The 22160-nt window shown below is 73.4% G+C and carries 19 protein-coding genes; 13 read left to right on the plus strand and 6 right to left on the minus strand.

Translation table 11 applies throughout. The annotated features are described in order from the left end of the window. Positions 1–21 precede the first annotated feature (21 nt). The 3 genes from ACOTKD_RS14610 to ACOTKD_RS14620 all read right to left on the minus strand — a co-directional run bounded on the left by ACOTKD_RS14610 (position 22) and on the right by ACOTKD_RS14620 (position 4301). Positions 22–1608 carry an alpha/beta hydrolase gene (locus ACOTKD_RS14610; RefSeq protein WP_424889360.1) on the minus strand — a complete coding sequence of 529 codons (1587 nt, stop codon included), beginning with the start codon at positions 1606–1608 and terminating at the stop codon, positions 22–24. After that, complete coding sequence (locus ACOTKD_RS14615; protein ID WP_424889361.1) at positions 1605–2876, minus strand: serine hydrolase domain-containing protein; 1272 nt, start codon at positions 2874–2876, stop codon at positions 1605–1607. The genes ACOTKD_RS14610 and ACOTKD_RS14615 overlap by 4 nt, the downstream gene beginning before the upstream one ends. Positions 2877–3095: 219 nt before the next feature. Then, positions 3096–4301 carry an FAD-dependent oxidoreductase gene (locus ACOTKD_RS14620; RefSeq protein WP_424889362.1) on the minus strand — a complete coding sequence of 402 codons (1206 nt, stop codon included), beginning with the start codon at positions 4299–4301 and terminating at the stop codon, positions 3096–3098. 112 nt (positions 4302–4413) lie between these two features. Between ACOTKD_RS14620 and ACOTKD_RS14625 the strand changes: the two genes are divergently transcribed. From ACOTKD_RS14625 to ACOTKD_RS14635, 3 genes are all read left to right on the plus strand, one after another. Further along, positions 4414–5001: a TetR/AcrR family transcriptional regulator gene (locus ACOTKD_RS14625; protein ID WP_424889363.1), complete on the plus strand. Its 588-nt coding sequence runs from the start codon at positions 4414–4416 to the stop codon at positions 4999–5001. A gap of 366 nt (positions 5002–5367) precedes the next feature. Further along, positions 5368–6120 (plus strand): alpha/beta hydrolase, encoded by a 753-nt coding sequence (locus tag ACOTKD_RS14630; protein WP_424889364.1) that lies wholly within the window; start codon positions 5368–5370, stop codon positions 6118–6120. A gap of 243 nt (positions 6121–6363) precedes the next feature. Then, positions 6364–7110 (plus strand): HdeD family acid-resistance protein, encoded by a 747-nt coding sequence (locus tag ACOTKD_RS14635; RefSeq protein WP_424889365.1) that lies wholly within the window; start codon positions 6364–6366, stop codon positions 7108–7110. A gap of 113 nt (positions 7111–7223) precedes the next feature. On the opposite strand, the gene ACOTKD_RS14640 is transcribed toward ACOTKD_RS14635, so the two are convergent. Both ACOTKD_RS14640 and ACOTKD_RS14645 read right to left on the minus strand, forming a co-directional pair. Further along, a complete protein-coding gene (locus ACOTKD_RS14640) occupies positions 7224–8669 on the minus strand; it encodes a glyceraldehyde-3-phosphate dehydrogenase (RefSeq protein WP_424889366.1) in 1446 nt (481 codons plus the stop codon). A gap of 60 nt (positions 8670–8729) precedes the next feature. Then, positions 8730–9632 (minus strand): CPBP family intramembrane glutamic endopeptidase, encoded by a 903-nt coding sequence (locus ACOTKD_RS14645; protein WP_424889367.1) that lies wholly within the window; start codon positions 9630–9632, stop codon positions 8730–8732. A 259-nt stretch (positions 9633–9891) separates the two neighbouring features. Here ACOTKD_RS14645 and ACOTKD_RS14650 point away from each other — a divergent pair, with 259 nt between their 5' ends. The 3 genes from ACOTKD_RS14650 (at position 9892) to ACOTKD_RS14660 (ending at position 13241) form a co-directional block, all read left to right on the plus strand. After that, positions 9892–11184 carry an SGNH/GDSL hydrolase family protein gene (locus ACOTKD_RS14650; RefSeq protein WP_424889368.1) on the plus strand — a complete coding sequence of 431 codons (1293 nt, stop codon included), beginning with the start codon at positions 9892–9894 and terminating at the stop codon, positions 11182–11184. Positions 11185–11317: 133 nt separating this feature from the next. Next, complete coding sequence (locus ACOTKD_RS14655) at positions 11318–12097, plus strand: response regulator transcription factor (RefSeq protein WP_424889369.1); 780 nt, start codon at positions 11318–11320, stop codon at positions 12095–12097. Next, positions 12090–13241 carry a sensor histidine kinase gene (locus ACOTKD_RS14660; RefSeq protein ID WP_424889370.1) on the plus strand — a complete coding sequence of 384 codons (1152 nt, stop codon included), beginning with the start codon at positions 12090–12092 and terminating at the stop codon, positions 13239–13241. The genes ACOTKD_RS14655 and ACOTKD_RS14660 overlap by 8 nt, the downstream gene beginning before the upstream one ends. Before the next feature lie 15 nt (positions 13242–13256). On the opposite strand, the gene ACOTKD_RS14665 is transcribed toward ACOTKD_RS14660, so the two are convergent. Then, positions 13257–13622, minus strand: a complete 366-nt coding sequence (locus ACOTKD_RS14665; protein WP_424889371.1) for a DUF488 domain-containing protein — start codon at positions 13620–13622, stop codon at positions 13257–13259. A 158-nt stretch (positions 13623–13780) separates the two neighbouring features. Between ACOTKD_RS14665 and ACOTKD_RS14670 the strand changes: the two genes are divergently transcribed. The 7 genes from ACOTKD_RS14670 to ACOTKD_RS14700 all read left to right on the plus strand — a co-directional run bounded on the left by ACOTKD_RS14670 (position 13781) and on the right by ACOTKD_RS14700 (position 22149). Beyond that, the gene (locus ACOTKD_RS14670) at positions 13781–14335 is read left to right on the plus strand and encodes an AAA family ATPase (protein ID WP_424889372.1); all 555 of its coding nucleotides are present in this window, start codon (positions 13781–13783) and stop codon (positions 14333–14335) included. Positions 14336–14496: 161 nt separating this feature from the next. Continuing rightward, a complete protein-coding gene (locus ACOTKD_RS14675) occupies positions 14497–15423 on the plus strand; it encodes an NADP-dependent oxidoreductase (protein WP_424889373.1) in 927 nt (308 codons plus the stop codon). 68 nt (positions 15424–15491) lie between these two features. Then, positions 15492–16427, plus strand: a complete 936-nt coding sequence (locus ACOTKD_RS14680) for an AraC family transcriptional regulator (RefSeq protein ID WP_424889374.1) — start codon at positions 15492–15494, stop codon at positions 16425–16427. A gap of 314 nt (positions 16428–16741) precedes the next feature. After that, positions 16742–18169, plus strand: coding sequence for a family 2B encapsulin nanocompartment shell protein (locus ACOTKD_RS14685; protein ID WP_424889375.1), 1428 nt, complete (start codon positions 16742–16744; stop codon positions 18167–18169). A 32-nt stretch (positions 18170–18201) separates the two neighbouring features. Further along, positions 18202–19350, plus strand: a complete 1149-nt coding sequence (locus tag ACOTKD_RS14690) for a family 2 encapsulin nanocompartment cargo protein terpene cyclase (RefSeq protein WP_424889376.1) — start codon at positions 18202–18204, stop codon at positions 19348–19350. Positions 19351–19390: 40 nt separating this feature from the next. Further along, complete coding sequence (locus tag ACOTKD_RS14695) at positions 19391–20242, plus strand: geranyl diphosphate 2-C-methyltransferase (RefSeq protein ID WP_424889377.1); 852 nt, start codon at positions 19391–19393, stop codon at positions 20240–20242. Positions 20243–20406: 164 nt separating this feature from the next. Next, the gene (locus ACOTKD_RS14700) at positions 20407–22149 is read left to right on the plus strand and encodes a pyruvate dehydrogenase (RefSeq protein ID WP_424889378.1); all 1743 of its coding nucleotides are present in this window, start codon (positions 20407–20409) and stop codon (positions 22147–22149) included. The last annotated feature ends 11 nt before the right edge of the window (positions 22150–22160 follow it).

Below are 22160 nucleotides of genomic sequence, written 5' to 3' on the forward strand. Positions count from 1 at the left end.
GGCCCGGCGCAGCTGCTCCCTCTACCCGGCGGCCCGCTTCACGCAGGTCCGGTCGGTCGCCGGGAGCCGGCCCGTGGCCAGGTAGGTGTTGACCTGGTCGTCCACGCAGGTGTTGCCGTAGAGGCCGTAGACCGCGTGGCGGTCGGCACCCTTGAGGGTGATGAGCTTGGAGCCGGGGAGCAGCCCGTGCAGGGCGACGGTGCCCTCGTAGTCGGTGCGCGGGTCGCCGGTCGCGCCGACCATGAGGACCGGGGCGTCGTGCCGGACCTCGGTGGGTTCCTCCTTCGGCCGGTCCCAGAACGCGCACGGCCCGATGTTGTCGGCCAGCGGTCCGAACAGCGGGTGGGCGGCGCGACTGCGCTCGATGTCCCGCCAGTAGCGTTCGGGGTCGCGCGGAGCGCTCTTGTCCCCGCAGATGATCGCCATCTGCACGCTTCCGTAGGGCGAGCCCTTGCCGGTGAGGAGGTGCCGCAGTTCGTCGGCGGCCTTGGGCGGCAGCTCGGCCGTCCTGCCGTCCGCCGCCTTGGCCATCGCGGACACCAGCTCACCGAGATCCGCCCGCGCCTCGTCGGTGTCGTCCGAGATCCCGGCGAAGATCAGGGTCGGTACGCGGGTGTCGTCGACCCGGAAGGCGTCGGGGGCGGTGCGGAGGGTCAGCGGCCGGCGGGCCGACGCCGCGACGACGCGGTCGACCGTGGCGAGCACCTGGGCGCGCGTGCGGCCGAGACCGTAGGCGCTGTCGCGGCGCGCCGCCCAGGCGGCCCAGCCGCCGAGCGCCCGCTCGTTCTCCTCCTCGGTGCCCTGCAGCAGCCGGGGGCCGTAGCGGCGCGGGTCGATCGCGCCGTCGAGCACCACGCGGTCGGAGCGGCCGGGGAACATCTGGGTGTAGACGGTGCCCAGGTAGGTGCCGTACGAGTAGCCCAGGTAGGAGATCTTCCGCTCGCCGAGGGCGCCTCTGATGACGTCCATGTCGCGGGCCGTGTTGCGGGTGCTGACGTGCGGGAGGAGCGCGGCGTTCGTGGCGCGGCACTTGGCGGCCAGGTCCTTGTGGAGGGCGACCTGCCGGTCGAAGCCCGCCCGTCCCGTCCCGGACGACAGGACGCCGGAGCCGACGGGCCAGCCGCAGTCGAGGGGGGTGCTGCGGCCGACGAAGCGCGGGTCCATGCCGATGACGTCGTAGCGCGCGCCGGTCTCCTTCATCGCCTTGCGGGCGTCCGGAGCGAAGTCGATGCCCGTCCCGCCGGGCCCGCCGGTGTTGAGCAGCATGGCACCGATCCTGTGGCGCGTGTCGGTGGCCTTGAGCCGGGATATCGCCACGGTGATGGTGCGGCCCCCGGGGTCGGCGTAGTCGAGCGGCACGGTCACGTCCGCGCACTGCGCGCCCGCCTTCTCCAGCGCGCGGCCCGTCTCGTCGTCCGGGCCCAGGACGCAGCTGCGCCAGTCGAGGCGCTGGTGGTGGAAGCGGCCGAGCCCGGCGCCGGGGGCGGCCGTGGTGCCGTCGTCGCCCGGGGCGGTCGCGGCCGTGGCGGGGGCCGCGGCGGCGAGGCAGGCGGTGAGGGCGAGGCCCGCGGCCGAGGCGCGGCGCGCGGTGGTGCCGAAGGGGTTCACGAGGTCTCCTCGGGGTGGCCGGTGGTGTGGTCCGCGGTGCACAGGGCAGCGCTGACGGCTGCGCGGAAGTCCTGCTCCGCCCGGTCGGTGGCGGGAACGGCGGTGAGGGCGAGGGCGACGCCGCGGCCGCCGGGGCCCGTGGCGACCAGCGCCCGGTGTCCGCCGGGGACCGTCCCGGCGTGCCCCCACCACCAGCCGCCGCACTCCAGCGGGGAGGCGATCAGCCCGAGCCCGTACCGGGCGCCGGGCCAGAGCCGCTCGGGGTCGGCGGGCACGGTGCGCCGCATCTCGGCGACGAAGCGCGCGGGCAGCAGTTCACCGCCGGACAGTGCGCCGAGGAACCGGTTCAGGTCGGACGGCGTGGACACCAGCGCCCCGCCCGCCCCGCCGAAGGTCATGTTCCACTCGGTGCCGTCGGTCCGCGGGGGCGCGCCCCCGGGTGCGCCGGGGCCGGTGAAGTAGCTGCGCGAGTGCGGGCCCCGGATGCGGGTCGCGTCGCCGGGCCAGTACGTGTCGCGCAGGCCGAGCGGCCGGATGATCCGCCGGGTGACCTCCTCCTCGACGCCGCGTCCGGTGACCTTCTCGACGACGAGCCCGGCGACGAGCGCGTTGGTGGTCGAGTAGTGCCACGGCTTGTCCGGCCGCGGCATCGCGAGCGCGGTCGCGATCAGTTCGCGGGGCTCGAAGTGGCGGTACCGCCAGGCGCCGACGGGCAGGCCGGTGACGGACTCGACGTGGTCGGGGAGCCCGCTGGTGTGCTGGAGGAGCTGCCGGACGGTGACCGTTCGGCCGTCGTGGCCGGCGCCGCGCAGCAGTCCGGGCAGGTAGCGCTCGACGGGGGCGTCCAGCCCGATCCGGCCCTCCGCGGCGAGCTGCACGACGACGGTGGCGGTGAACGTCTTGCTCACGCTGCCGATCCGGAACCGGTCCTCCGCGCGCATCGGCCGACGGGACGTCAGGTCGGCGAGGCCGCGGGCGGCGCTCCACCGGCCGTGGCGCGGATCGGTCACCTCGGCGGCCACGCCCGGGATGCCGTGCCGGGTGACGAGGGTGTCCAGGGCGCGGGTGAGCGCGGAGCGCGCCGCGCCGGGTCCGGAGGGCGCGCCGGGGAGAGGGGCCCGGGACGGTGCCGGGCGCGGGGCCGCGGCCGCGGCGGGGGCGGCGGCGACCGCCAGGGCCGCCGAGACGAGGGCCAACGCCGCAGTGCGCCGCGTCGGCCGGGGACCGCCGGGAGCGGGCCCCTGCTCAGGGTGCCGTAGGTGTGCCATGCGTCGACGCTAGGGGCGCGACCGCTCCCGGATCACTGGGGCATGCCCCCGATCGGCACGGGGGCCAGCTCCACCTCGCTCCGTCCGGTGGCCGTTGCTGCTCGAACTCGGTGACAGCGACGGCGAGGACGTCGTCTCCTCCGTCGCGGACCACGCCGTGGACGTCCCGAACGACATGGCCGTGTGCGCGAGGGCCTGACCGCCGAGGCCGCCCGGCCGTCAGCTCCGCATCCGCACATCGAGGACGGGGCCAGGCGTTCCACCAGCAGGCCGGGCCTGCTGCATCTTCTCGTTGAGGTGCCGGCGTGCGGCGTCCACGTTGATGACAGTGTCCGACTCCATGGCCGTGGCCAGGTCGCCGCAGGCCTCGGCGGCGGCTGTGGCGCGGGGCAGCATCAGGTTCTCGTAGGCGCGGACGGCCCGGTCGAGGTCGTCGTGGGTGGCGATGGACGTGGCCAGGTCGGTGCCGTCGAGCATGGCGAGGTTCGCGCCGATGCCGTAGGGCGGCATGAGGTGGGCGGCGTCGCCCAGCAAGGTGATGCCGGGGACATGGGTCCACGCGTGTCCGACGGGCAGGACGTGCAGGGGCCTGTTGACGAAGCCGCCGTCGGAGTCGCGGATGAGGTCGAGCAGGCCGTCGTGCCAGCCGTCGAGCATCCCCAGCAGGTGTTCGCGGACCGCTGCGGAGTCCTCGAAGTCCAGGCCGGCACGGATGTGCCAGTCGCGCGGCGCCTCGAAGCCGGCGTAGACGCGGACGTGGCCACCGCTGTTGCGCTGGGCCGACAGCATGGCGCGGGCGGACTTCGCGGCCAGGGTGCCGTTGCCGACCATGCGCGCCAGTGCGGGGTGGCGCGTGTCCACGTCGTCGAGGGAGGTCTCGACCAGGGTCCGGCCCGTATAGGCGGGTGTCGCCTCGGAAAGCGCCGGACGGATCCGCGACCATGCGCCGTCCGCGCCGACGACCAGGGCGAATGCCTCGCTCGTGCCGTCATCGAAGTGCAGGCGGGCGGTGCCGTCGCCGGCCCGGGACACCGAGGCCGCCGGCCGCCCCCAGCGGACGGTGCCGGGAGCCAGGGAGTCCAGGAGCAGACCGCGCAGTTGGCCGCGGTCGATCTCGGGCGCGGCCACCGTGGCGTCGGCGGGCAGCTCGTGGTGGACCAGCTCGCCCGTGACGGGGTCGAGACCGCGGAGTTCCTGGCCTTCGGGACGGGCCAGGGCGCGGAACTCCTCGGCCAGGCCCGCGGCGCGGACGGCGGCCCGGCCGGTGTCGTGCAGGTCCAGCATGCCGCCCTGCCAGCGGGAGCGGGCGGAGGGCTCGCGTTCGAACACGGTGACGGGGAGGCCGTACTGCTGGAGGGTCCGGGCACAGGCGAGGCCGCCGATACCGGCTCCCACGACGGCGATGGGGCTGAGGGCAGACGTCATGGCACGAGGTCCTTTCGTGGCACGGGAAGAACCGAACCAGAAAAGCGTATCCAATGCAAAAGTGTAATGACTAGCCTTTTGAAGCGGATGTGCATCGGCCTATGCTGGGCCGGTGAACGAACCCATCGGACGCCGTGAGCGGAAGAAGGCCCGGACCCGCCAGGCCCTGGCCGACGCCGCGCTCCGGCTCTTCCTCGAACGCGGCTACGACGCCGTCAGCGTCAAGGACGTCGCCAACGCCGCCGACGTGGCGGTCACCACCCTGTTCAAGCACTTCCCCAGTAAGGAAGCGCTGGTCTTCGACCTCGACGCCGACCTTGAGGCGGCTCTGGTGACGGCGGTGCGCGACCGGGCACCCGGTCAGTCGGTCCCTGCCGCCCTGCGCGACCACGTCCTGGAGTGGGCGGTCAAGATCGTCGCGGACGAACGGGCGGCCGGGATGCGGCGGATGGTCGAAGAGACCCCGGCGCTGAGCGAGTACGCCCGCCGCATGTGGGTGCGCCACGAGACCGCCCTCGCGCACGCCATCGCCGAGGAGTGCGGCGCCCCGGCCGATGACCTCGCCTGCGCCGCGCTGGCCCGGTTCGCGCTGGAGTCCGGCAGGCTGGTCCAGCGGCACGCCGACCCGCACGAGGCCGCGCACGTGATCTTCGGCCTGCTCGAAGAGGGCTGGACGGCCCGGCGGCCCGCACCCGGGTGAGCGACGGCGCGACCGGCCGCCGTGCCTGCTCCGGCGTCTCCACCACCGGGCCCGAACCGCACAGCGGTTGGGCGTCGCAGCCGGCGTCGCAGCCGGCCGGGGCGCCACGCGCGCGGTTGACGAGGACCGCGCCGCGCGGCGGATATGCATCCGCGTACGGGACCGGCCCGGCGGTGGCCCGCAGCCGTGGGCCGCGTTCGGTGGTCGCATGGCCGGACCGTCCCGTCGGGCAGCCCCGTCTACCGGGCTCGAACGTGGCACTTGTCGTCGGTGACGGCGAAATCTGCTGGCCAACGACGGCCGGGCATGAAACGGTTCATGGTCATGTCGATATCTTCCGTGCCTTCCGTGCCTTCCGTGCCTTCCGTGCCTTCTGAGCCCACCGCGTCCGGCCGTCCCGAACTGCTCCTGGTCCACGGGGCCTGGCACAGGTCCTGGTGCTGGGAGAAGGTGCAGGCCGTTCTCGCGACCCGGGGCTGGCGCACACGCGCCGTCGATCTGCCCAGCGCCGTGCCCGAGGGGGCGAGCGGGCGGCTGCCGGGCGTGTCCGACGACGCACGCGTGGTCCGTGAGGCGATCGACGGCGTCGACGGCCCGGTGGTCGTGGTGGCCCATTCCTACGGTGGCACTCCGGTCACGCAGGCGACCGCCGGTGCCACGAACGTCGTGCACATCGTCTACTTGACGGCGTTTCAGCTCGACGCCGGAGAGAGCACGTTTTCGGTCCTCGGGATCCCGCACGCCCCGGACGCGGTGGAGGGCGCCTACCCGCCCCCCGAGAACGGCTCGGACACGCTCTACGGGGACGTGCCGCAGACCGTGCGGGACGAGGCGCTGGCCAGGCTGGTGCCCCAGAGCGCGCGGTCCTTCACCGAACCGGTGACCCGGGCCGGCTGGCACACCCTGCCCTCCACCTACATCGTCTGCGACGACGACCGGAGCCTGTCGCCCTCGGACCAGGAGAGGATGGCCGAACGGGCGGGGACGGTCCGCCATCTGCCCGGCGGGCACTCGCCGTTCCTCGCCGCACCGGAGGAGCTGGCCACGCTGCTGACGGAGATCGCCGGTTCGGCGACGCCTTGCACGGATTCGCAGCCGGAGGCACAGGCCTCCCTCTGACAGCCCGCGACGCCCGGTGCGTGGCGGGCAGCCGCCTCACCAGCGGACGTGGCCCTCGGCCATGGCGAGGATTCCGCCGTGCGGCGCCGGGCCGGATGTACCGCCCGGTGCAGCTCGCACAAGTGCTCACCGGTCGGTTCCCTTGCCGTGCAGGTGCTTCCGTTGTCGCACCGGCGGAAACTGTGCCAGCCTGATATGGGGAGCAGTCGGGCGATCCATGCGCGGGGGCGAGAGGCAAGCGCCATGAGTTACCCCTCCAACGAATCCAAGGGATCCAACGGATCCGACGAATCCCGTGCGTTCTACGAGGCCTACGCGGCCGCCGGTGAGCCCGGTGAGCCCGGTGAACCGCGCGCCCAAGTCCCCACCGGCCTGGCCGTGCTGGCCAACGCCGGCTGGCAGGTGATGGTGTGCGCGGGCGTCGCCTCGGTCGCCCTCGGTGTCGTCGTGCTGGCCTGGCCGAAGGCGAGTCTGACGGTGGTCGGCGTGCTGTTCGGCATCTATCTGCTGGCCCTGGGCGTCTTCCAGCTGGCGGGCGCCTTCGGCGCTCACATTCCGGGGCACATGCGTGCCCTGGGATTCGTCAGCGGAGGGCTCTGCGTGCTGCTGGGGCTGGTGGCCTTCCGCGGTCCCGCGCAGTCGGTGCTCCTGCTCGCGCTGTGGATCGGGTTCGGCTGGCTGCTGCGCGGCGTCATGCTGACGGGCATGGCCTTGTCCGTCCCGACGCTTCCCGCCCGTGGCTGGCAGGTCTTCCTCGGCATCGTCAGCGTCCTGGCCGGAATCGTGGTGATCACCTCGCCCTTCGCGTCGATCGCCGTCCTCACCATGGTCGTCGGCATCATGCTGATCGTCATGGGACTGATCGAGGTCGGGCACGGCATCCGGTTGCGCACGCGCCTCGGAAGGCTTTCCGCGCCCGGCGCGCACCGGGGCGGCGGGGGAGGGCGGGGCGGCCGCGGTCACCGGTGGCACCCGCACCCGCAGCACTGACGGCGGCACCGGCCCGCGGGTGGCGGACCCGTTCGCGGCCCGCCGCGCACATCACGACTCCGCCCGTGAGCGCCGGCCCGGGCCCGGCCGCGCCGAGGGTCACCTGGACCGGATCAGAGCACCGGCGCCGGGAAGGTCGGGTACTCCACGCCGGACACGTGCTGGACGACGCGGATGACCTGGCACGAGTAGCCGAACTCGTTGTCGTACCACAGGTAGAGGATCGCGTTGTCGCCGTCCACCTTCGTGGCGCCGGCGTCGACGATCGAGGCGTGGCGCGAGCCGACGAAGTCCATGGACACGGCGTCGGGGGCGGTGGTGAAGTCGATCTGGCGCTTCAGCGGCGAGTTCAGCGAGACGTCGCGGAGGTACTCGAGGACCTCCTCGCGGCTGGTCTCGCGCCCGAGCCGCAGGCTGAGGATCGCGATCGAGACGTCCGGCACGGGGACGCGGATCGAGCTGCCGGTGATCGGCGCCTTGAGGTCGGGCAGGGCCTTGGCGACGGCCGAGGCGGCGCCGGTCTCCGTGATGACCATGTTGAGCGGCGCGGAGCGGCCGCGGCGGTCGGCCTTGTGGTAGTTGTCCAGCAGGTTCTGGTCGTTGGTGAACGAGTGGACGGTCTCCACGTGGCCGCGCAGCACGCCGTACTCGTCGTCCATCGCCTTCAGCGGCGGGACGATCGCGTTGGTGGTGCAGGAGGCGCAGGACAGGATCTGCTCGTCCGGCTTGATCGTGTCGTGGTTGACGCCGTGGACGATGTTGGGGACGTCGCCCTTGCCGGGCGCGGTCAGGACGACCTTGTCGATGCCGGGGCGCAGGTGCTTGGAGAGGCCCTCGCGGTCGCGCCACTTGCCGGTGTTGTCGATGAGGATGGCGTCCTTGATGCCGTACGCCGTGTAGTCGACCTCGGACGGGTCGTTGGCGTAGATCACCTTGATCGCGTTGCCGTTGGCGACGATCGTGTTGTCCGCCTCGTCGACGGTGATCGTGCCCTGGAACTGGCCGTGGATGGAGTCGCGCCGCAGCAGCGAGGCGCGCTTGACGATGTCCTGGTCGCCGCCCTGGCGGACGACGATGGCGCGCAGCCGCAGGCCGTTGCCCGAGCCTGCCTTCTCGATGAGGAGCCGGGCCACGAGGCGGCCGATGCGCCCGAAGCCGTAGAGGACGACGTCGCGCCCCTCGCGGCACGCGATCTTGTTGGCGCCCGTGGCGCCGGCGACGGCCTCGGCGGTGAAGGCCTCCACCGTCAGACCGCGGTCGTCGGTCTTGTAGGTGGCGGCGAGCATGCCGATGTCGATCTGGGAAGGGCCGAGGTCGAGCGTGGTCAGCGCCTGCAGGAACGGCAGCGTCTCGGTGACCGAGAGCTCCTCGCCGGCTATCTGCCGGGCGAATCGGTGGGTCTTCAGGATGCTGACCACCGACTTGTTCACCAGGGAGCGGCTGTGGAGGAGGACCGTGACGTCCTGCTCGCGGTGCAGCTTCCCGATGATCGGGATCATCGACTCCGCGATCTCCTCGCGGTTCTTCCAGTCAGTGAACGAGTCGTCGTTGACAGTCACAGGCTTTTCTCTTTCGAGCTAGGCAGCGCTCACATGCTAACCCCATGCCGTTTTGATCGTTCAAGTGGTGTCGCCGGGGGTCGGGCGGAGCCTGCCGGTGAGGCCCAGAAACGCAACAAAAGCACCCATGACCACCCAGCCGGGCCAGCCGCTGATGCCCATCCGCAGGGGATCCAGCGCGGCCTCCGGGTCGGCGAACTCTTTGACCATCGTCACACTCACCGAGCTGATGAACGCGTGGCCGATCACGGCGGGCACGACCGAGCCGGAGCGCAGGCGCAGCCAGGTGAAGACGGGCAGCACGAGGAGGCAGCTCACGACCATGGCGGGCACGGACACGTACCAGGGCCGCCCCGGGTACTGCCCGCCCATCAGCAGCGTGGGCAGGTGCCACAGGGCGAAGGCCGCGCCGGTGCCCACGTACGCCCGCACCAGGCGCGCGCGGCCGCCGCCCCGCAGCAGGCGGGGGAAGAGATAGCCCTGCCAGCCCAGCTCCTCGCCGAAGAACAGCGGAAGCGACACCAGCATCGAGAGCACCGCCGCGGCCGCCCGCGTGCCGAGCCCGCTCCAGTGGACGCCACCGAACGGGTAGCTGCCCGCGAGGGCGCCGAGGGCGAGAGCGGCCGCGGTGAGGCCGGCGGGGACCGCGAAGGCGACCAGGCACGCCCGTACGGCGCGCCCCCGGGGCCGCGGCCACCGCAGGGCGAGGGCGTCCCGGACCCGGCCGCTGCGCTCGACGCCGCGGACGACGAGGATCGCGGCGAGGGCGGGGGCCAGCATCGCGGCCGCGATGCACGCCTCCTCCAGCGCGCCGGTCTCCTCGCGGGCGTCGCCGCGCCGGAAGCCGCCGGCGAGGAGCGGGGACATGGCCGCCCACATGCCGGCGTAGGCCACTGCGAGGTAGACGTACAGGCCGCCGCGCCGGCGGCTCGCGAGCGGTAAGGGCTTCGTCGAGATGGTCATGATCCCGACGCTACGGACGGGACCGGCGGTGAAGAACCCGGCTGAGGACACCTCCGGTCGGGGGATTTCCCCACTTCAGGGCCGGGGGTTCTCCCCAGCAGAGGTCGGTGGCGGAGGTCGGTGGTCGGTGGCAGGGGTCGGTGCAGAGGTCCGTGGCAGTCCGTAGCGGAGGCCGGTGGCGGAGGCCGGTCACATTTCCTCTGCGCCGCGAGTCATAGAGGTAACAGCATTCGACGGAAGACACGGAAGGTACCGCCCGATGACCGGAAAGCCCCTCGTACGCCTCGCAGTTCCTCTGACGGCGGCCCTGCTCGCCCTGGCTCCCTCGGCTGCTCCGGCCGCCCCGGCCGCCCCGTCCGCGGACCGGGAGCAGCCGTCCGGGCAGCGGCCGTGGACCGCCGCCTGGACGGCTGCTCCCCAGGCCCCCGCGCACACCGACTGGTATCCCAACTGGTCGGAGGCGGGCTTCGAGAACCAGACCGTGCGGCAGGTGATCCGGGCAGGCGCAGCAGGAAGCGAGGTGCGCGTGCGGCTCTCCAACGCCTACGGCAAGACCCCGCTGCGGCTGGCCGGGGTCACCGTCGCCCTGTCGGACGGGGGCGCCGCCGTACGGCCCGGGACGGTGCGCACGCTCCGCTTCGGGGGCGCGGGCACGGCGGTGGTCCCGGCCGGCGGGGAGCTCGTGAGCGATCCGGCCGCCCTCCCCGTCGATGCCTTCGGGAAGCTCGCCGTCACCCTGTACTTCCGGGCTCCGAGCGGTCCGGCCACGTTCCACAACCTCGCTCTGACCGGCTCGTACCGGGCGGCCGGTGACCACAGCGCGGACGTGTCCGCGGGCGCGTTCACCGAACCGCCGAGCCTGTCCTGGTACTACCTGGCCGGAGTGGATGTGAAGGGGGGCATGACGAGTCGCCCGCACGGCCGGGGCAACACGGTCGTCGCCTTCGGGGACTCCCTCACCGACGGCTACGGCTCGGACTTCGGCGCCGACAACCGCTACCCGGACGTGCTGGCCGAGCGCCTCGCCGCGGCCGGCAGCCCGCGCACCGTCGTCAACGCGGGCATCGGCGGCAACAAGCTCCTCAACGGCTCCGACTGCTTCGGCGAGAGCGCCCTGGCGCGCTTCCGGCGCGACGCCCTCGACCGGACCGACGTGGGCACGGTCGTCCTCCTGGAGGGCACCAACGACATCGTCCAGCCCGACGATCCCGGCCGCTGCACGGCTCCCGCCCCGCAGGTCACGGCCCAGGACATCACGGCAGGCCTCCGGCAGCTCATACGCGAGGCCCGCGCACGCGGCGTCCGGGTCCTCGGCGCGACCATCCCGCCGTACCAGGGCTACGGGCACTGGACCGAGCGCGGCGAGCGGGTGCGCAACGAGGTCAACCGGTGGATACGCACCAGCGGTGCCTACGACGGCGTCGTGGACGCCGACCGTGCCGTGGCCGACGGCCCCGGGATCAGGAAGGAGTTCGCCTTCACCGACGGCATCCACCTCAACAGCGCGGGCTACCGGGCCGTGGCCGAGGCCGTGGACCTCGCCCGGCTGTGACCTCAGCCCGGCCGTGACCTCAGCCCGGCCGTGACCTCCGGCGCGGCGGCGGACGGCACCCCGGCCCGGCCCCCCGCCCCCGGCCGTCCGGTCCGGTGCGCCGCCACCGCCCGGCCGGTGCGAGGCTGGAGGCATGCACAACGAATCACCCGCCCGCGTCCTCGTCGTCGACGACGACCCGACCGTCGCCGAGGTCGTGGCCGGCTACCTCGGCAGGGCCGGCTTCGCCGTCGACCGGGCCGCCGACGGCCCGGCGGCGCTGGAGCTCGCCGCCGCCGTGCGCCCCGACCTCGTCCTGCTCGACCTGATGCTGCCGGGCATGGACGGCCTGGAAGTCTGCCGCAGGCTGCGGGCCGAGGGACCCGTACCCGTGATCATGCTGACGGCACGGGGCGACGAGGAGGACCGCATCCTCGGGCTGGAGATCGGCGCCGACGACTACGTCACCAAGCCCTTCAGCCCCCGGGAGCTGGTGCTGCGCGCGGAAGCCGTGCTGCGCCGCGCCCGGTCCCGGGCCGAGGTGCCGCCGCCCGCCCCGGCGCTGCGCGCCGCCGGGATCGTGCTGGACCCCGTGGCGCGGCAGGCCACCAAGGACGGGGCGGCGCTCGCCCTGACCCTCCGTGAATTCGACCTCCTCGCCTTCCTGCTGCGGCACCCGGGGCGGGCCTGCGGGCGCGAGGAGCTGATGCACAAGGTGTGGGGCTGGGAGTTCGGGGACCTGTCCACCGTGACCGTGCACGTCCGCCGGCTGCGCGCCAAGATCGAGGACGACCCGGCCCGGCCGCGCTTCATCCGGACGGTGTGGGGCGTCGGTTACCGCTTCGACGCCGGTGCCGGTGCCGGCGCCGCGGCCGAGGACGGCTCCGAAGCCGCTGCCGGCGCGCGGGGCGGGGAGGCCGGGACCGATGCGTGACATTGTGCTGATCGTCCTCTACGCCCTCGCCGGAGCGACCGCGGCCGGAGCGCTCGGCGCGCTCGCCCTGCGGCTGCTCCGGCACCGCTCGGTCGCCGTGTCCCTGACGGTCGTGGCCGCCGTGCCGGTGACGGCGATGCTGGCCGGAACGCTGAGCGTGGCGCGGGCGATGTTCCTGTCCTCGCACGACCTGACCGTCGTGACGACGGTGTGCGCCATGGCCGCCGTGGTCTCCCTGGCCACCGCGCTGCTGCTCGGCCGCTGGGTCGTCGCCCGCAGCAACGCCCTGACCCTGGCCGCGCGGGACTTCGGCCGCAGCGGCAGTTTCGCGGCCCCGGACGGCAACGCCACCGCCGAACTGGCCGCGCTCGGACGGGAACTGGCCGCCACCGGCGCCAAGCTGGAGCGGTCCCGGGAGCGGGAGCGCGCCCTCGACGCCTCGCGCCGGGAACTCGTGGCCTGGATCTCGCACGACCTGCGCACCCCGCTGGCGGGGCTGCGCGCCATGGCGGAGGCCCTGGAGGACGGCGTCGCCGAGGACCCGGCGCGGTACCACCGGCAGATCCGTACGGAGACCGACCGGCTCAACGCGATGGTGAGCGACCTCTTCGAACTCTCCCGCATCCACGCGGGCACGCTCACCCTCAGCCCGAGCCGGATGTCCGTGTACGACCTGGTGGGAGACGCACTCGCCGGGGCCGAGCCGCTGGCCCGCGAACACGGCGTCCGGCTGGTCGGGGAGGACATCGGCGAAGAGGCGGAGGCCCTGCCCGTCGAGGTCGACGGCCGGGAGATGACCCGGGTGCTGGGCAACCTCCTCGTCAACGCCATCCGTCACACCCCCGCCGACGGCACCGTCGCGATCGCCGCGCGGCACGAGGAGGCGGCGGACACGGTCGTCCTGTCCGTCACCGACGGCTGCGGCGGCATCCCCGAGGAGGACCTGCCCCGCGTCTTCGACACGGGCTGGCGGGGCTCCGAGGCCCGTACGCCACCCGCCGGCGCGGGGCTCGGCCTGGCGATCGTGCGCGGCATCGTCGAGGCCCACGCGGGACGGGCAACGGTCCGCAACGTCCGGGGCGGCTGCCGGTTCGAGGTCGTCCTGCCGACGGCGGCCCGGACCGGCCCGGCGGCCCGGGCCTGACGGTGGCCGCGGGCCTCAGTGCTCCGCCAGCACTTCCCGGAGCACGGCCGCCGCGCTGATGTCGCGGTCCTTGGTCGCGGTCAGCAGGGTGAGCGTGCCGCGCCGGGACAGCTCCCTGAGGTGCTGGAGGGCCGCCTCGTGGGGCTCGTCGCGCAGTTCCGTGCGGTAGCGGCGGGAGAACTCCTCGAAGCGGCCCGGGTCGTGCCCGTACCAGGTGCGCAACCCGGTGGAGGGCGCGACGTCCTTGCACCACTCGTCCAGCGCGGCCGCTTCCTTGGTCAGCCCGCGCGGCCAGATGCGGTCGACGAGCACCCGGCTGCCGTCCGCCTCCTCGGGCGGATCGTAGACCCTCCGCATCCGCACCTTTCCTGACCGCGCCATGAGCCCATCGTCGTCGCCGGGCCGCCGGAACGCACCCGGAGCGGCGACGCCGGCAGCCCCGGCAGGCGCAATTCCTTTGCCCGGCCGCCGGATCGGGTGAAGGATCGGCCCCGGGGACGGGACCGCTGCCCCACGACGCGACAAGGAGTAGGGGACGCATGCCGGAAACCTCGTTCCAGGGCCAGGCCGTCGACACCGCACGACCCGCCTCCGCCGCCTATCTCGTCATCGGCATTCCGGGGTCGGGGAAGAGCTCGGTGTCGGCGGGGCTCGCCCGCCGGTTCCCCCTCGGCGCGCACATCGAGGGCGACCACCTCCAGGAACTGATCGTGGCGGGAGGCCGCCTGCCCTCGCCGGAGGAGGACCTCGAAGCCGATCGCCAGCTGCTGCTGAGGGCCCGCAACGCGTCGGTCCTGGCCCGTAGTTTCCACGCCGCCGGCGTCGTCCCGGTCATCGACGACGTGGTCGTCCGGCGCGCGCACCTCGACTTCTACCTGGAGCACCTGAAGGACCTCCCGCTGCGCCTGATCGTCCTCGCGCCGTCGGCGGAGGTCGTCGCCCGGCGTCTGGCCGGGCGGGACAAGGTGCTGGCGGACGACTGGTCGTTCCTGGACGAGGCGATGCGCACCGAGCTCGGCGGCCGGGGCACGTGGTTCGACACCTCCCGGATGACCCTGGAGGAGACGGTCGACGCCGTCCTGGCGAAGGGCTGACGGCACGAGCGAGGACCGACGGCCCGAACGATGACCGATGGCCCAGCCTCCCGGCAAGGAAGACGCTGGGACATCTTCTGAAGATCCAGAGATATTCATCAGCTCATTCGATCTCCCTAACGTTGGGCGCACAACAGGAACCCACCAGGGAGAGACCCACCATGCGCGCTGTCATCCAGAAGTCCTTCGGAGGCCCCGAGGTCCTGGAGGTCGCCGAGATCGACCGTCCCACGCCCCTCTTCGGGGAGGTCCTCGTGCGCGTGCACGCCGCCTCCGTGAACCCGGTGGACGTGGCCGTCCGGTCCGGGGCCTACCCGCTGCTCGGCGAGCCGCCCTTCGGGGTCGGCTGGGACATCTCCGGCGTCGTGGAGGAGGCCGGCGCCGGGGCCCGTTTCCGGCCGGGGGACGAGGTGTACGGCATGCCGTTCTTCCCGCGCGCCGCCACGGCCTACGCCGAGTACGTCGCCGTGCCCTCCCGTCAGGTGGCCCGCAAGCCCGCGACCCTCGACCACGTGCACTCCGCCGCCCTCCCGCTCGCCGCGCTCACGGCCTGGCAGGGCCTGGTGGACGCCGCCGGGCTCGGTGAGGGGCAGCGGGTGTTGATCCACCGCGCGGCCGGCGGCGTCGGGCACCTCGCCGTCCAGATCGCCAAGGCCCGCGGCGCCCACGTGACCGCCCTGGCGAGCGCCCCCAAGCACGACTTCGTCCGCGGCCTGGGCGCCGACGAGGTCATCGACTACCGCACCACCGACTACACCGAGGCCGTCAAGGACGCCGACGTCGTCTTCGACTCCTCGTCCGAGGGCGTGCGCGCCCTGTCCGTCCTGCGCCCCGGCGGCACGCTCGTCAGCATCATGGAGCACGGGGACCGGGAGCTCGCCGCACGGATCGAGGCCGCCGGCCGCCGCTTCGCCGGCGTCTGCGTCGAGCCCGACTACGCCTCGCTGGAGGCGATCGCCGCACTCGTGGACGCCGGCCGCATACGCCCGCACGTCGCGGAGACCTTCCCGCTCGCCGAGGCCCCCGAGGCCCACGAGCAGGTCGCGTCGGGCCGGACCCAGGGGAAGATCGTCCTGACCGTCGACTGACCGTCTGCCGGCCCGGACCGGCCGGTCGTAGGCTGGGCGCCCCTGAGACGAGGAACGAAGGAGAGGCGTTGGACATCCTGAGCGAGGCGCTGAGCTCGATGCGGACCGGCCAGCCCCGGTCCGTCCGCACCCACGGCCGCGCGCCCTGGGGCCTGCGCCTCTCCCCGGTCGCCGGCGCCGGCTTCCACGTGGTCCTCTACGGCACCTGCTGGCTCGTCCCCGAGAGGGACGCGCCGCACCCGCAGCCGATCGCCCTCAGCCCGGGCGACGTGGTCTTCCTGCGCGACGGCCGGGGGCACGTCCTCGCCGACCACCCCTCCACCCCGCCCCAGGAGGCGGAGCCCGCGGAGTTCCGTCCGGGCGCGCCCCTGGGCACGGTCACCATCGGCGCCGACGGCCCCCGCACCAGCCTCCTGTGCGGCCACTACCACCTGGACCAGGGACGCCCGCACCCCCTGGTGCGCCAGCTCCCCGAGATCATCCACCTGTCCACCCGGCACGGCCGCCACTCCGAACTGTGCGCCGCCGTGCAGCTCCTCGGCTCGGAGCTGGAGAACCCCCGCATCGGATCGGCGGGCATCGTCCCCGCGCTGATCGACTCGCTGCTCCTCTACATCCTGCGCGCCTGGATCGAGGACCAGCCGCCGACGGAGGCCAGGGGCTGGGCCGCCGCGCTCGGCGACCCCGCGGTGGCGCCGGCCCTCGCCGCCGTCCACGAGGATCCGGCCGCGCCGTGGACGGTCGAGTCCCTGGCCGAGCGGGCGGGCCTGTCCCGCGCGGCCTTCGCGCGCCGCTTCACCGCGCTCGTGGGCGAGCCGCCCATGGCTTACCTGACCCGCTGGCGCATGACCACGGCCGCCAAGCTGCTGCGCGAGTCCGACGCCCCGCTCACGACCGTCGCGGCCCGCTCCGGGTACGGCTCCGAGTACGCCTTCGCCAAGGCGTTCAAACGCGAGTACGGCCAGGCCCCCGGCGGCTACCGACGCGGCTCCCGCGCCGCCTGAACCGGCCCCCCTCCCGAAGAAAACCCTCCGAGCAAAGCCGCCTGACGGTACGTTATCGGCCACCTCGGCCATCGCCCCACACCGCGGCATAGCGGACACGATCTCTGCCTCTTCCTGCTATGACACCGGATCCGGCCGTACGAGGCCCCGGCCGCCCGGTGGCGCAAAAGCGACGGTACGGTCCCGGCCGCCTCGACCAACATCATTACGCGCTGCTTCACTTGCGCCACAGGAGCTCCATAGCCCGAACGGGTTCATCCAGGGGCTCCTTCTTGACGCACGCGCCCAGACGGCCCCAGACGGAAAGGACCGGGATGTCGACCGCAGCGCACCGGCAGCAGCCGGAGCAGCCCGAGCAGCAGGCGGGCCGGGCACAGCTCAGCCTGGGGATCGCCGCTGCGCGGAACCTCGCGACCACCACCAAGACCGCCCCGCAGATGCAGGGCGTCAGCTCGCGGTGGCTGCTGCGCACCCTGCCCTGGGTCGAGGTGAAGGGCGGCACGTACCGCGTCAACCGGCGCCTGGTGTACGAGGTCGGCGACGGCCGGGTCACCTTCGTCCAGGAAGGGGCCGCGGTCAAGGTCGTCCCGGCCGAGCTGGGCGAACTGCCGCTGCTGCGCGGGTTCGACGACGCCGAGGCGCTGCGGGCGCTGGCCGAGCGCTGCCGGCAGGAGGAGTACGCGCCCGGTCAGGTGATCGCCGAACGCGGCCGCACCGTCGACCACGTCTACCTCATCGCGCACGGCAAGGTCGAGAAGACCGGCGCCGGCAAGTACGGCGAGGAGAATCGGCGCGGCGTGCTGGCCGACGGCGGCTTCTTCGGCGGCCGGGCCGTGGCCGAGACCCCCGGCACCTGGGAGTTCACGGCGCGCGCGATGACGGCGTGCACCGTACTGGCCCTGCCCCGCACCGCGTACGAGGAGGTGGCGGGCCGCAACGAGCGGCTGCGCGCCCACGTCCGCCGGCGCGAGGCCGAGCAGCACCGCCCGCAGAACAAGAAGGGCGAGGCGGACATCGCCCTCGCCTCCGGCCACACCGGCGCGCCCGTGCTGCCCGGCACCTTCGTCGACTACGAGCTCTCCCCGCGCGAGTACGAGCTGAGCGTGGCCCAGACGGTCCTGCGGGTGCACAGCCGGGTCGCCGACCTCTACAACGAGCCGATGGACCAGATCGAGCAGCAGCTGCGGCTGACGATCGAGGCCCTGCGCGAGCGCCAGGAGTCCGAGCTCGTCAACAACTCCGAGTTCGGCCTGCTGCACAACGCCGACCACAGCCAGCGCATCTCCACCCACTCGGGCCCGCCCACCCCCGACGACATGGACGAGCTGCTGAGCATGCGGCGCGGGACCAAGGCGTTCTTCGCCCACCCCCGGGCCATCTCCGCCTTCGCCCGCGAGTGCAACAAGCGGGGCCTGTCCTTCGACAGCGCCGACGTGGGCGGCCACGCGGTGCCCGCGTGGCGCGGCGTGCCCATCCTCCCCTGCGGCAAGATCCCCGTCTCGGAAGAGGGCACCTCCTCCATCCTCGCCGTGCGCCTGGGCGAGGCCGAGGAGGGCGTGGTCGGCCTGCGGCAGACCGGCATCCCCGACGAGTACGAGCCCGGCCTGAACGTGCGGTTCATGGGCATCAACGACCAGGCTCTCATCTCCTACCTGGTCAGCACCTACTACTCGGCGGCCGTCCTCGTGCCCGACGCGCTCGGCGTCCTCGAGAACGCCGAGGTCTTCCACACCCCGTCCTGACGGGCACCGCCCCCGGCACAGAGAGAAGAACCGTGTCACTGCTGTCCCGGATCACCGCGCCCACGGCCCGCCACGACGCGGCGCTGCTCGCGGCGGCGCTGCTCGCCCACCAGGGCGTCCCGGCCGCGCCCAGGACGCTCCGCCCGCCCGCCGGGCCGACCGGCCTCGGCACCTCCGCGGCCCGCCTCGCGCCCCGGCGCGAGGCCGCGCCCGCCGCCTCCTCTTCCTCGTCCGGCGTCCCGGAGCTGTACTGCCCGCCCGCGCTCCGGGACGACCCGGCCCTCGCCCGGGAGGTCAACGACCGCCTGCTGGCCTGGGCCGGTGAGACCGGCATCTACGACGGACGGCTCGACCGCGTCCGCGCGGCCGACTTCGGCCGCCTGATGATGCTGGCCCACCCCGACACCGACGACCCGGACCGGCTGCTCGCGGCGGGCAAGTGCGCGCTCGCGGAGTGGGCCACCGACGACTACTACTGCGACGACGGGGCCGGGCCCGAACTCCTGGGCTCGCACCTCGGGCCCGCCTACGCGGCCCTCGACCCCGCCCACCTGCCCGCCCGTTACGCGCCCGCCTGGGAGCGGGAGATGCGCGGCGACCCCGTCCGGGTCGCCCTGCGCTCCGCCCTGGCGCACCTGGCCCGCTACGCGGAACCGTCGCAGCTGGCCCGGCTCCGCCACGAGGTCGCCGTCCTCTTCGTCGGCTACGGCCAGGAGGGCTCCTGGCGCTCGCGGGAGTACCTGCCCACCGTCCCCGAGTACCTGGCGCACCGGCAGACCAACAGCTTCCTGCCCTGCATCGCGCTGGCCGACGTGGTGGGCGGCTACGCGCTGCCCGCGGCCGAGTACGGCGACCCGCGCGTGCGCCGCGCCGTGACGATGGCCGCCACCGCCGCCACGCTCGTCAACGACCTGTACTCCATGACCAAGGAACACCACGCCACCGGCGTGGAGTTCAACCTGCCGACCGTAATCGCCGAGCGGGAGCGCTGCTCGCCCCGCGAGGCGATCGAGCGCAGTGCGGAGATCCACGACGAGCTGGTGCGCACCTACGAGGCCGAGGCGGCCGCCCTCGCCCTCACCGGCTCGCCGCAGCTGCGCCGCTTCCTCGCGGGGGTGTGGGCCTGGCTCGGCGGCAACCGCGCGTGGCACAGCGGCAGCCCCCGCTACAACAACGCCTGAACCGGCCTCACCTTTTTTGCACGTCCTAAGGAGCACGTCCATGTCCACCGCCCCCGCCCCCGTGCTGCGCACCGCCTACCAGAAGGCCGTCGCCGAGTACTGGAACAACGAGAAGGACCCGGTCAACCTGCAGCTGGGCGACGTCGACGGGCTCTACCACCACCACTACGGGCTCGGCGACTACGACCCGTCCGTCCTGGAGGGCCCCGAGGCCGGCCGCGACGCGCGCATCACCGAGGAGCTGCACCGGCTGGAGTCGGCCCAGGCCGACGTCCTCCTCGACCACCTGGGCCCCATCGCCCCCGAGCACCGCCTGCTGGACGCCGGCTGCGGCCGCGGGGGCACCAGCATCATGGCCAACGCCCGGTTCGGCTGCCGCGCCGACGGCGTCTCCATCTCCCGGTCCCAGGTCGACTTCGCCAACGAGCAGGCCCGCAAGCGCGGCGTGGACGACAAGGTCCGCTACCACTTCGCCAACATGCTGGACACCGGCCTGCCCACCGGCGCCTTCCAGGGCATCTGGAACAACGAGTCCACCATGTACGTGGACCTGTTCGAGCTCTTCGCCGAGCACGCCCGCCAGCTGGCCTTCGGGGGCCGCTACGTCACCATCACCGGCTGCTCCAACGACGTCACGGGCCTGCGCTCCAAGGCGGTCAGCCGCATCGACGAGCACTACACCTGCAACATCCACCCCCGCAGCGCCTACTTCAAGGCCATGGCCGCCAACGGCCTCGTGCCCATCAACGTCGTCGACCTGACGGCCGCCACGATCCCGTACTGGGAGCTGCGCGCCCGGTCCTCCCTGGCCACGGGCGTCGAGGAGCCGTTCCTCACCGCGTACAAGGAGGGCAGCTTCCACTACCTGCTCATCGCCGCCGACCGCATCTGACCGGCGTGCCCGCGCCCCCGGCCCGAGCGCCGGGGCGCATCGGCGCCGGCGCCGTCCGCCACCGGGATGCGCCGCCGGGTGTTCCGTGGATGGATGGGGGCAAGGGGCTGGGGGACCGGCGGCACGCCGGTCCGCACGGGCAGCCGATCCGGGAGGAAGGTCCCATGCCGAAGGAGACGGTGGCGGAGCAGTTCGTCGGCATCCTGGCGCGCGCCGGGGTGCGGCGGCTCTACGGGGTCGTCGGGGACAGCCTCAACCCGGTCGTGGACGCGGTGCGCCGCAGCCCCGCCGTCGACTGGGTGCAGGTCCGCCACGAGGAGGCCGCCGCCTTCGCCGCGGGCGCCGAGGCCCAGCTGACGGGGAAGCTGGCCGCCTGCGCGGGCTCCTGCGGCCCGGGCAACCTGCACCTCATCAACGGCCTCTACGACGCGCACCGCTCCATGGCCCCCGTGCTCGCGCTGGCCTCGCACATCCCGAGCGGGGAGATCGGCACCGGCTTCTTCCAGGAGACCCACCCGGACCAGCTCTTCCGCGAGTGCAGCCACTACTGCGAGCTGATCTCCAGCCCCCGGCAGATGCCGCGGGTACTGCGGACGGGCATCCAGCACGCGATCGGCCGCAGCGGCGTCAGCGTCGTCGTCCTGCCGGGCGACGTCGCGGGCGAGCCGGCCCCCGGACGCGCGAGCGAGCACGCCCTGGTCACCGCCCGCCCGTCGGTGCGGCCCGGGGACGCCGAGATCGACGCGCTCGCCCGGATGGTCGACGAGGCGGGCAAGGTGACGCTGTTCTGCGGCAGCGGCACGGCGGGCGCCCACGAGGAGGTGATGCGGTTCGCCGAGCGGGTGAAGGCCCCCGTCGGGCACGCACTGCGCGGCAAGGAGTGGATCCAGTACGACAACCCGTACGACGTCGGCATGAGCGGCCTGCTCGGCTACGGCGCGGCCTACGAGGCCACTCACGAGTGCGACCTGCTGATCCTGCTGGGCACCGACTTCCCGTACAACGCCTTCCTGCCGGACGACGTGAAGACCGTCCAGGTGGACGTGCGGCCCGAGCACCTGGGCCGCAGGGCCGCGCTCGACCTCGCCGTGTGGGGCGACGTCCGCGAGACGCTGCGCTGCCTGACGCCGCGGGTGCAGGTCAAGAGCAGCCGGAAGTTCCTCGACAAGATGCTCGCGAAGCACGCCGACGCCCTCGAAGGCGTCGTCAAGGCGTACACCCGGAAGGTGGAGAAGCGCACGCCGATCCATCCGGAGTACGTGGCCTCGGTGCTGGACGAGGAGGCCGACGACGACGCGGTCTTCACGGTCGACACCGGCATGAACAATGTGTGGGCGGCCCGCTACCTCACCCCCAACGGCCGCCGCCGCGTCATCGGCTCCTTCACCCACGGCTCGATGGCGAACGCCCTGCCCCAGGCGATCGGGGCCCAGTTCCTCGACCGCGGCCGGCAGGTCGTCTCGATGTCCGGCGACGGGGGTTTCGCCATGCTGATGGGCGACTTCCTGACGCTGGTCCAGTACGGCCTGCCGGTGAAGGTGGTGCTGTTCGACAACTCCTCGCTGGGCATGGTGGAGCTGGAGATGATGGTGGGCGGCCTGCCCGCGTACGGCACCACCAACCACAACCCCGACTTCGCGGCCATCGCCACCGCGGCCGGCGCGTACGGCGTGCGGGTGGAGAAGCCCAAGCACGTGCGGGGAGCCCTGCGGGACGCCTTCCGGCACAAGGGGCCGGCGCTGGTGGACATCGTGACCGACCCCAACGCCCTGTCCATCCCGCCGAAGATCACCGCGGACATGGTCGGCGGGTTCGCCCTGTCGGCGGGACGGATGGTCCTGGAGGGCGGTGTGGGCCGGATGGTGCAGATGGCGCGCTCCAACCTGCGCAACATCCCGCGCCCCTGACGGCCCGCCCG

Source organism: Streptomyces sp. XH2, assembly GCF_049725035.1.
In the GTDB taxonomy this organism is placed as follows: Bacteria; Actinomycetota; Actinomycetes; order Streptomycetales; family Streptomycetaceae; genus Streptomyces; species Streptomyces roseoverticillatus.

Bases quoted from the DNA above. Each gene is read 5' to 3' on its own strand.
- ACOTKD_RS14615 (WP_424889361.1), bottom strand. From the start codon at position 2,876: ATGGCACACCTACGGCACCCTGAGCAGGGGCCCGCTCCCGGCGGTCCC.
- ACOTKD_RS14620 (WP_424889362.1), bottom strand. From the start codon at position 4,301: ATGACGTCTGCCCTCAGCCCCATCGCCGTCGTGGGAGCCGGTATCGGC.
- ACOTKD_RS14635 (WP_424889365.1), top strand. From the start codon at position 6,364: ATGAGTTACCCCTCCAACGAATCCAAGGGATCCAACGGATCCGACGAA.
- ACOTKD_RS14645 (WP_424889367.1), bottom strand. From the start codon at position 9,632: ATGACCATCTCGACGAAGCCCTTACCGCTCGCGAGCCGCCGGCGCGGC.
- ACOTKD_RS14650 (WP_424889368.1), top strand. From the start codon at position 9,892: ATGACCGGAAAGCCCCTCGTACGCCTCGCAGTTCCTCTGACGGCGGCC.
- ACOTKD_RS14655 (WP_424889369.1), top strand. From the start codon at position 11,318: ATGCACAACGAATCACCCGCCCGCGTCCTCGTCGTCGACGACGACCCG.
- ACOTKD_RS14660 (WP_424889370.1), top strand. From the start codon at position 12,090: ATGCGTGACATTGTGCTGATCGTCCTCTACGCCCTCGCCGGAGCGACC.
- ACOTKD_RS14665 (WP_424889371.1), bottom strand. From the start codon at position 13,622: ATGGCGCGGTCAGGAAAGGTGCGGATGCGGAGGGTCTACGATCCGCCC.
- ACOTKD_RS14670 (WP_424889372.1), top strand. From the start codon at position 13,781: ATGCCGGAAACCTCGTTCCAGGGCCAGGCCGTCGACACCGCACGACCC.
- ACOTKD_RS14675 (WP_424889373.1), top strand. From the start codon at position 14,497: ATGCGCGCTGTCATCCAGAAGTCCTTCGGAGGCCCCGAGGTCCTGGAG.
- ACOTKD_RS14685 (WP_424889375.1), top strand. From the start codon at position 16,742: ATGTCGACCGCAGCGCACCGGCAGCAGCCGGAGCAGCCCGAGCAGCAG.
- ACOTKD_RS14695 (WP_424889377.1), top strand. From the start codon at position 19,391: ATGTCCACCGCCCCCGCCCCCGTGCTGCGCACCGCCTACCAGAAGGCC.
- ACOTKD_RS14700 (WP_424889378.1), top strand. From the start codon at position 20,407: ATGCCGAAGGAGACGGTGGCGGAGCAGTTCGTCGGCATCCTGGCGCGC.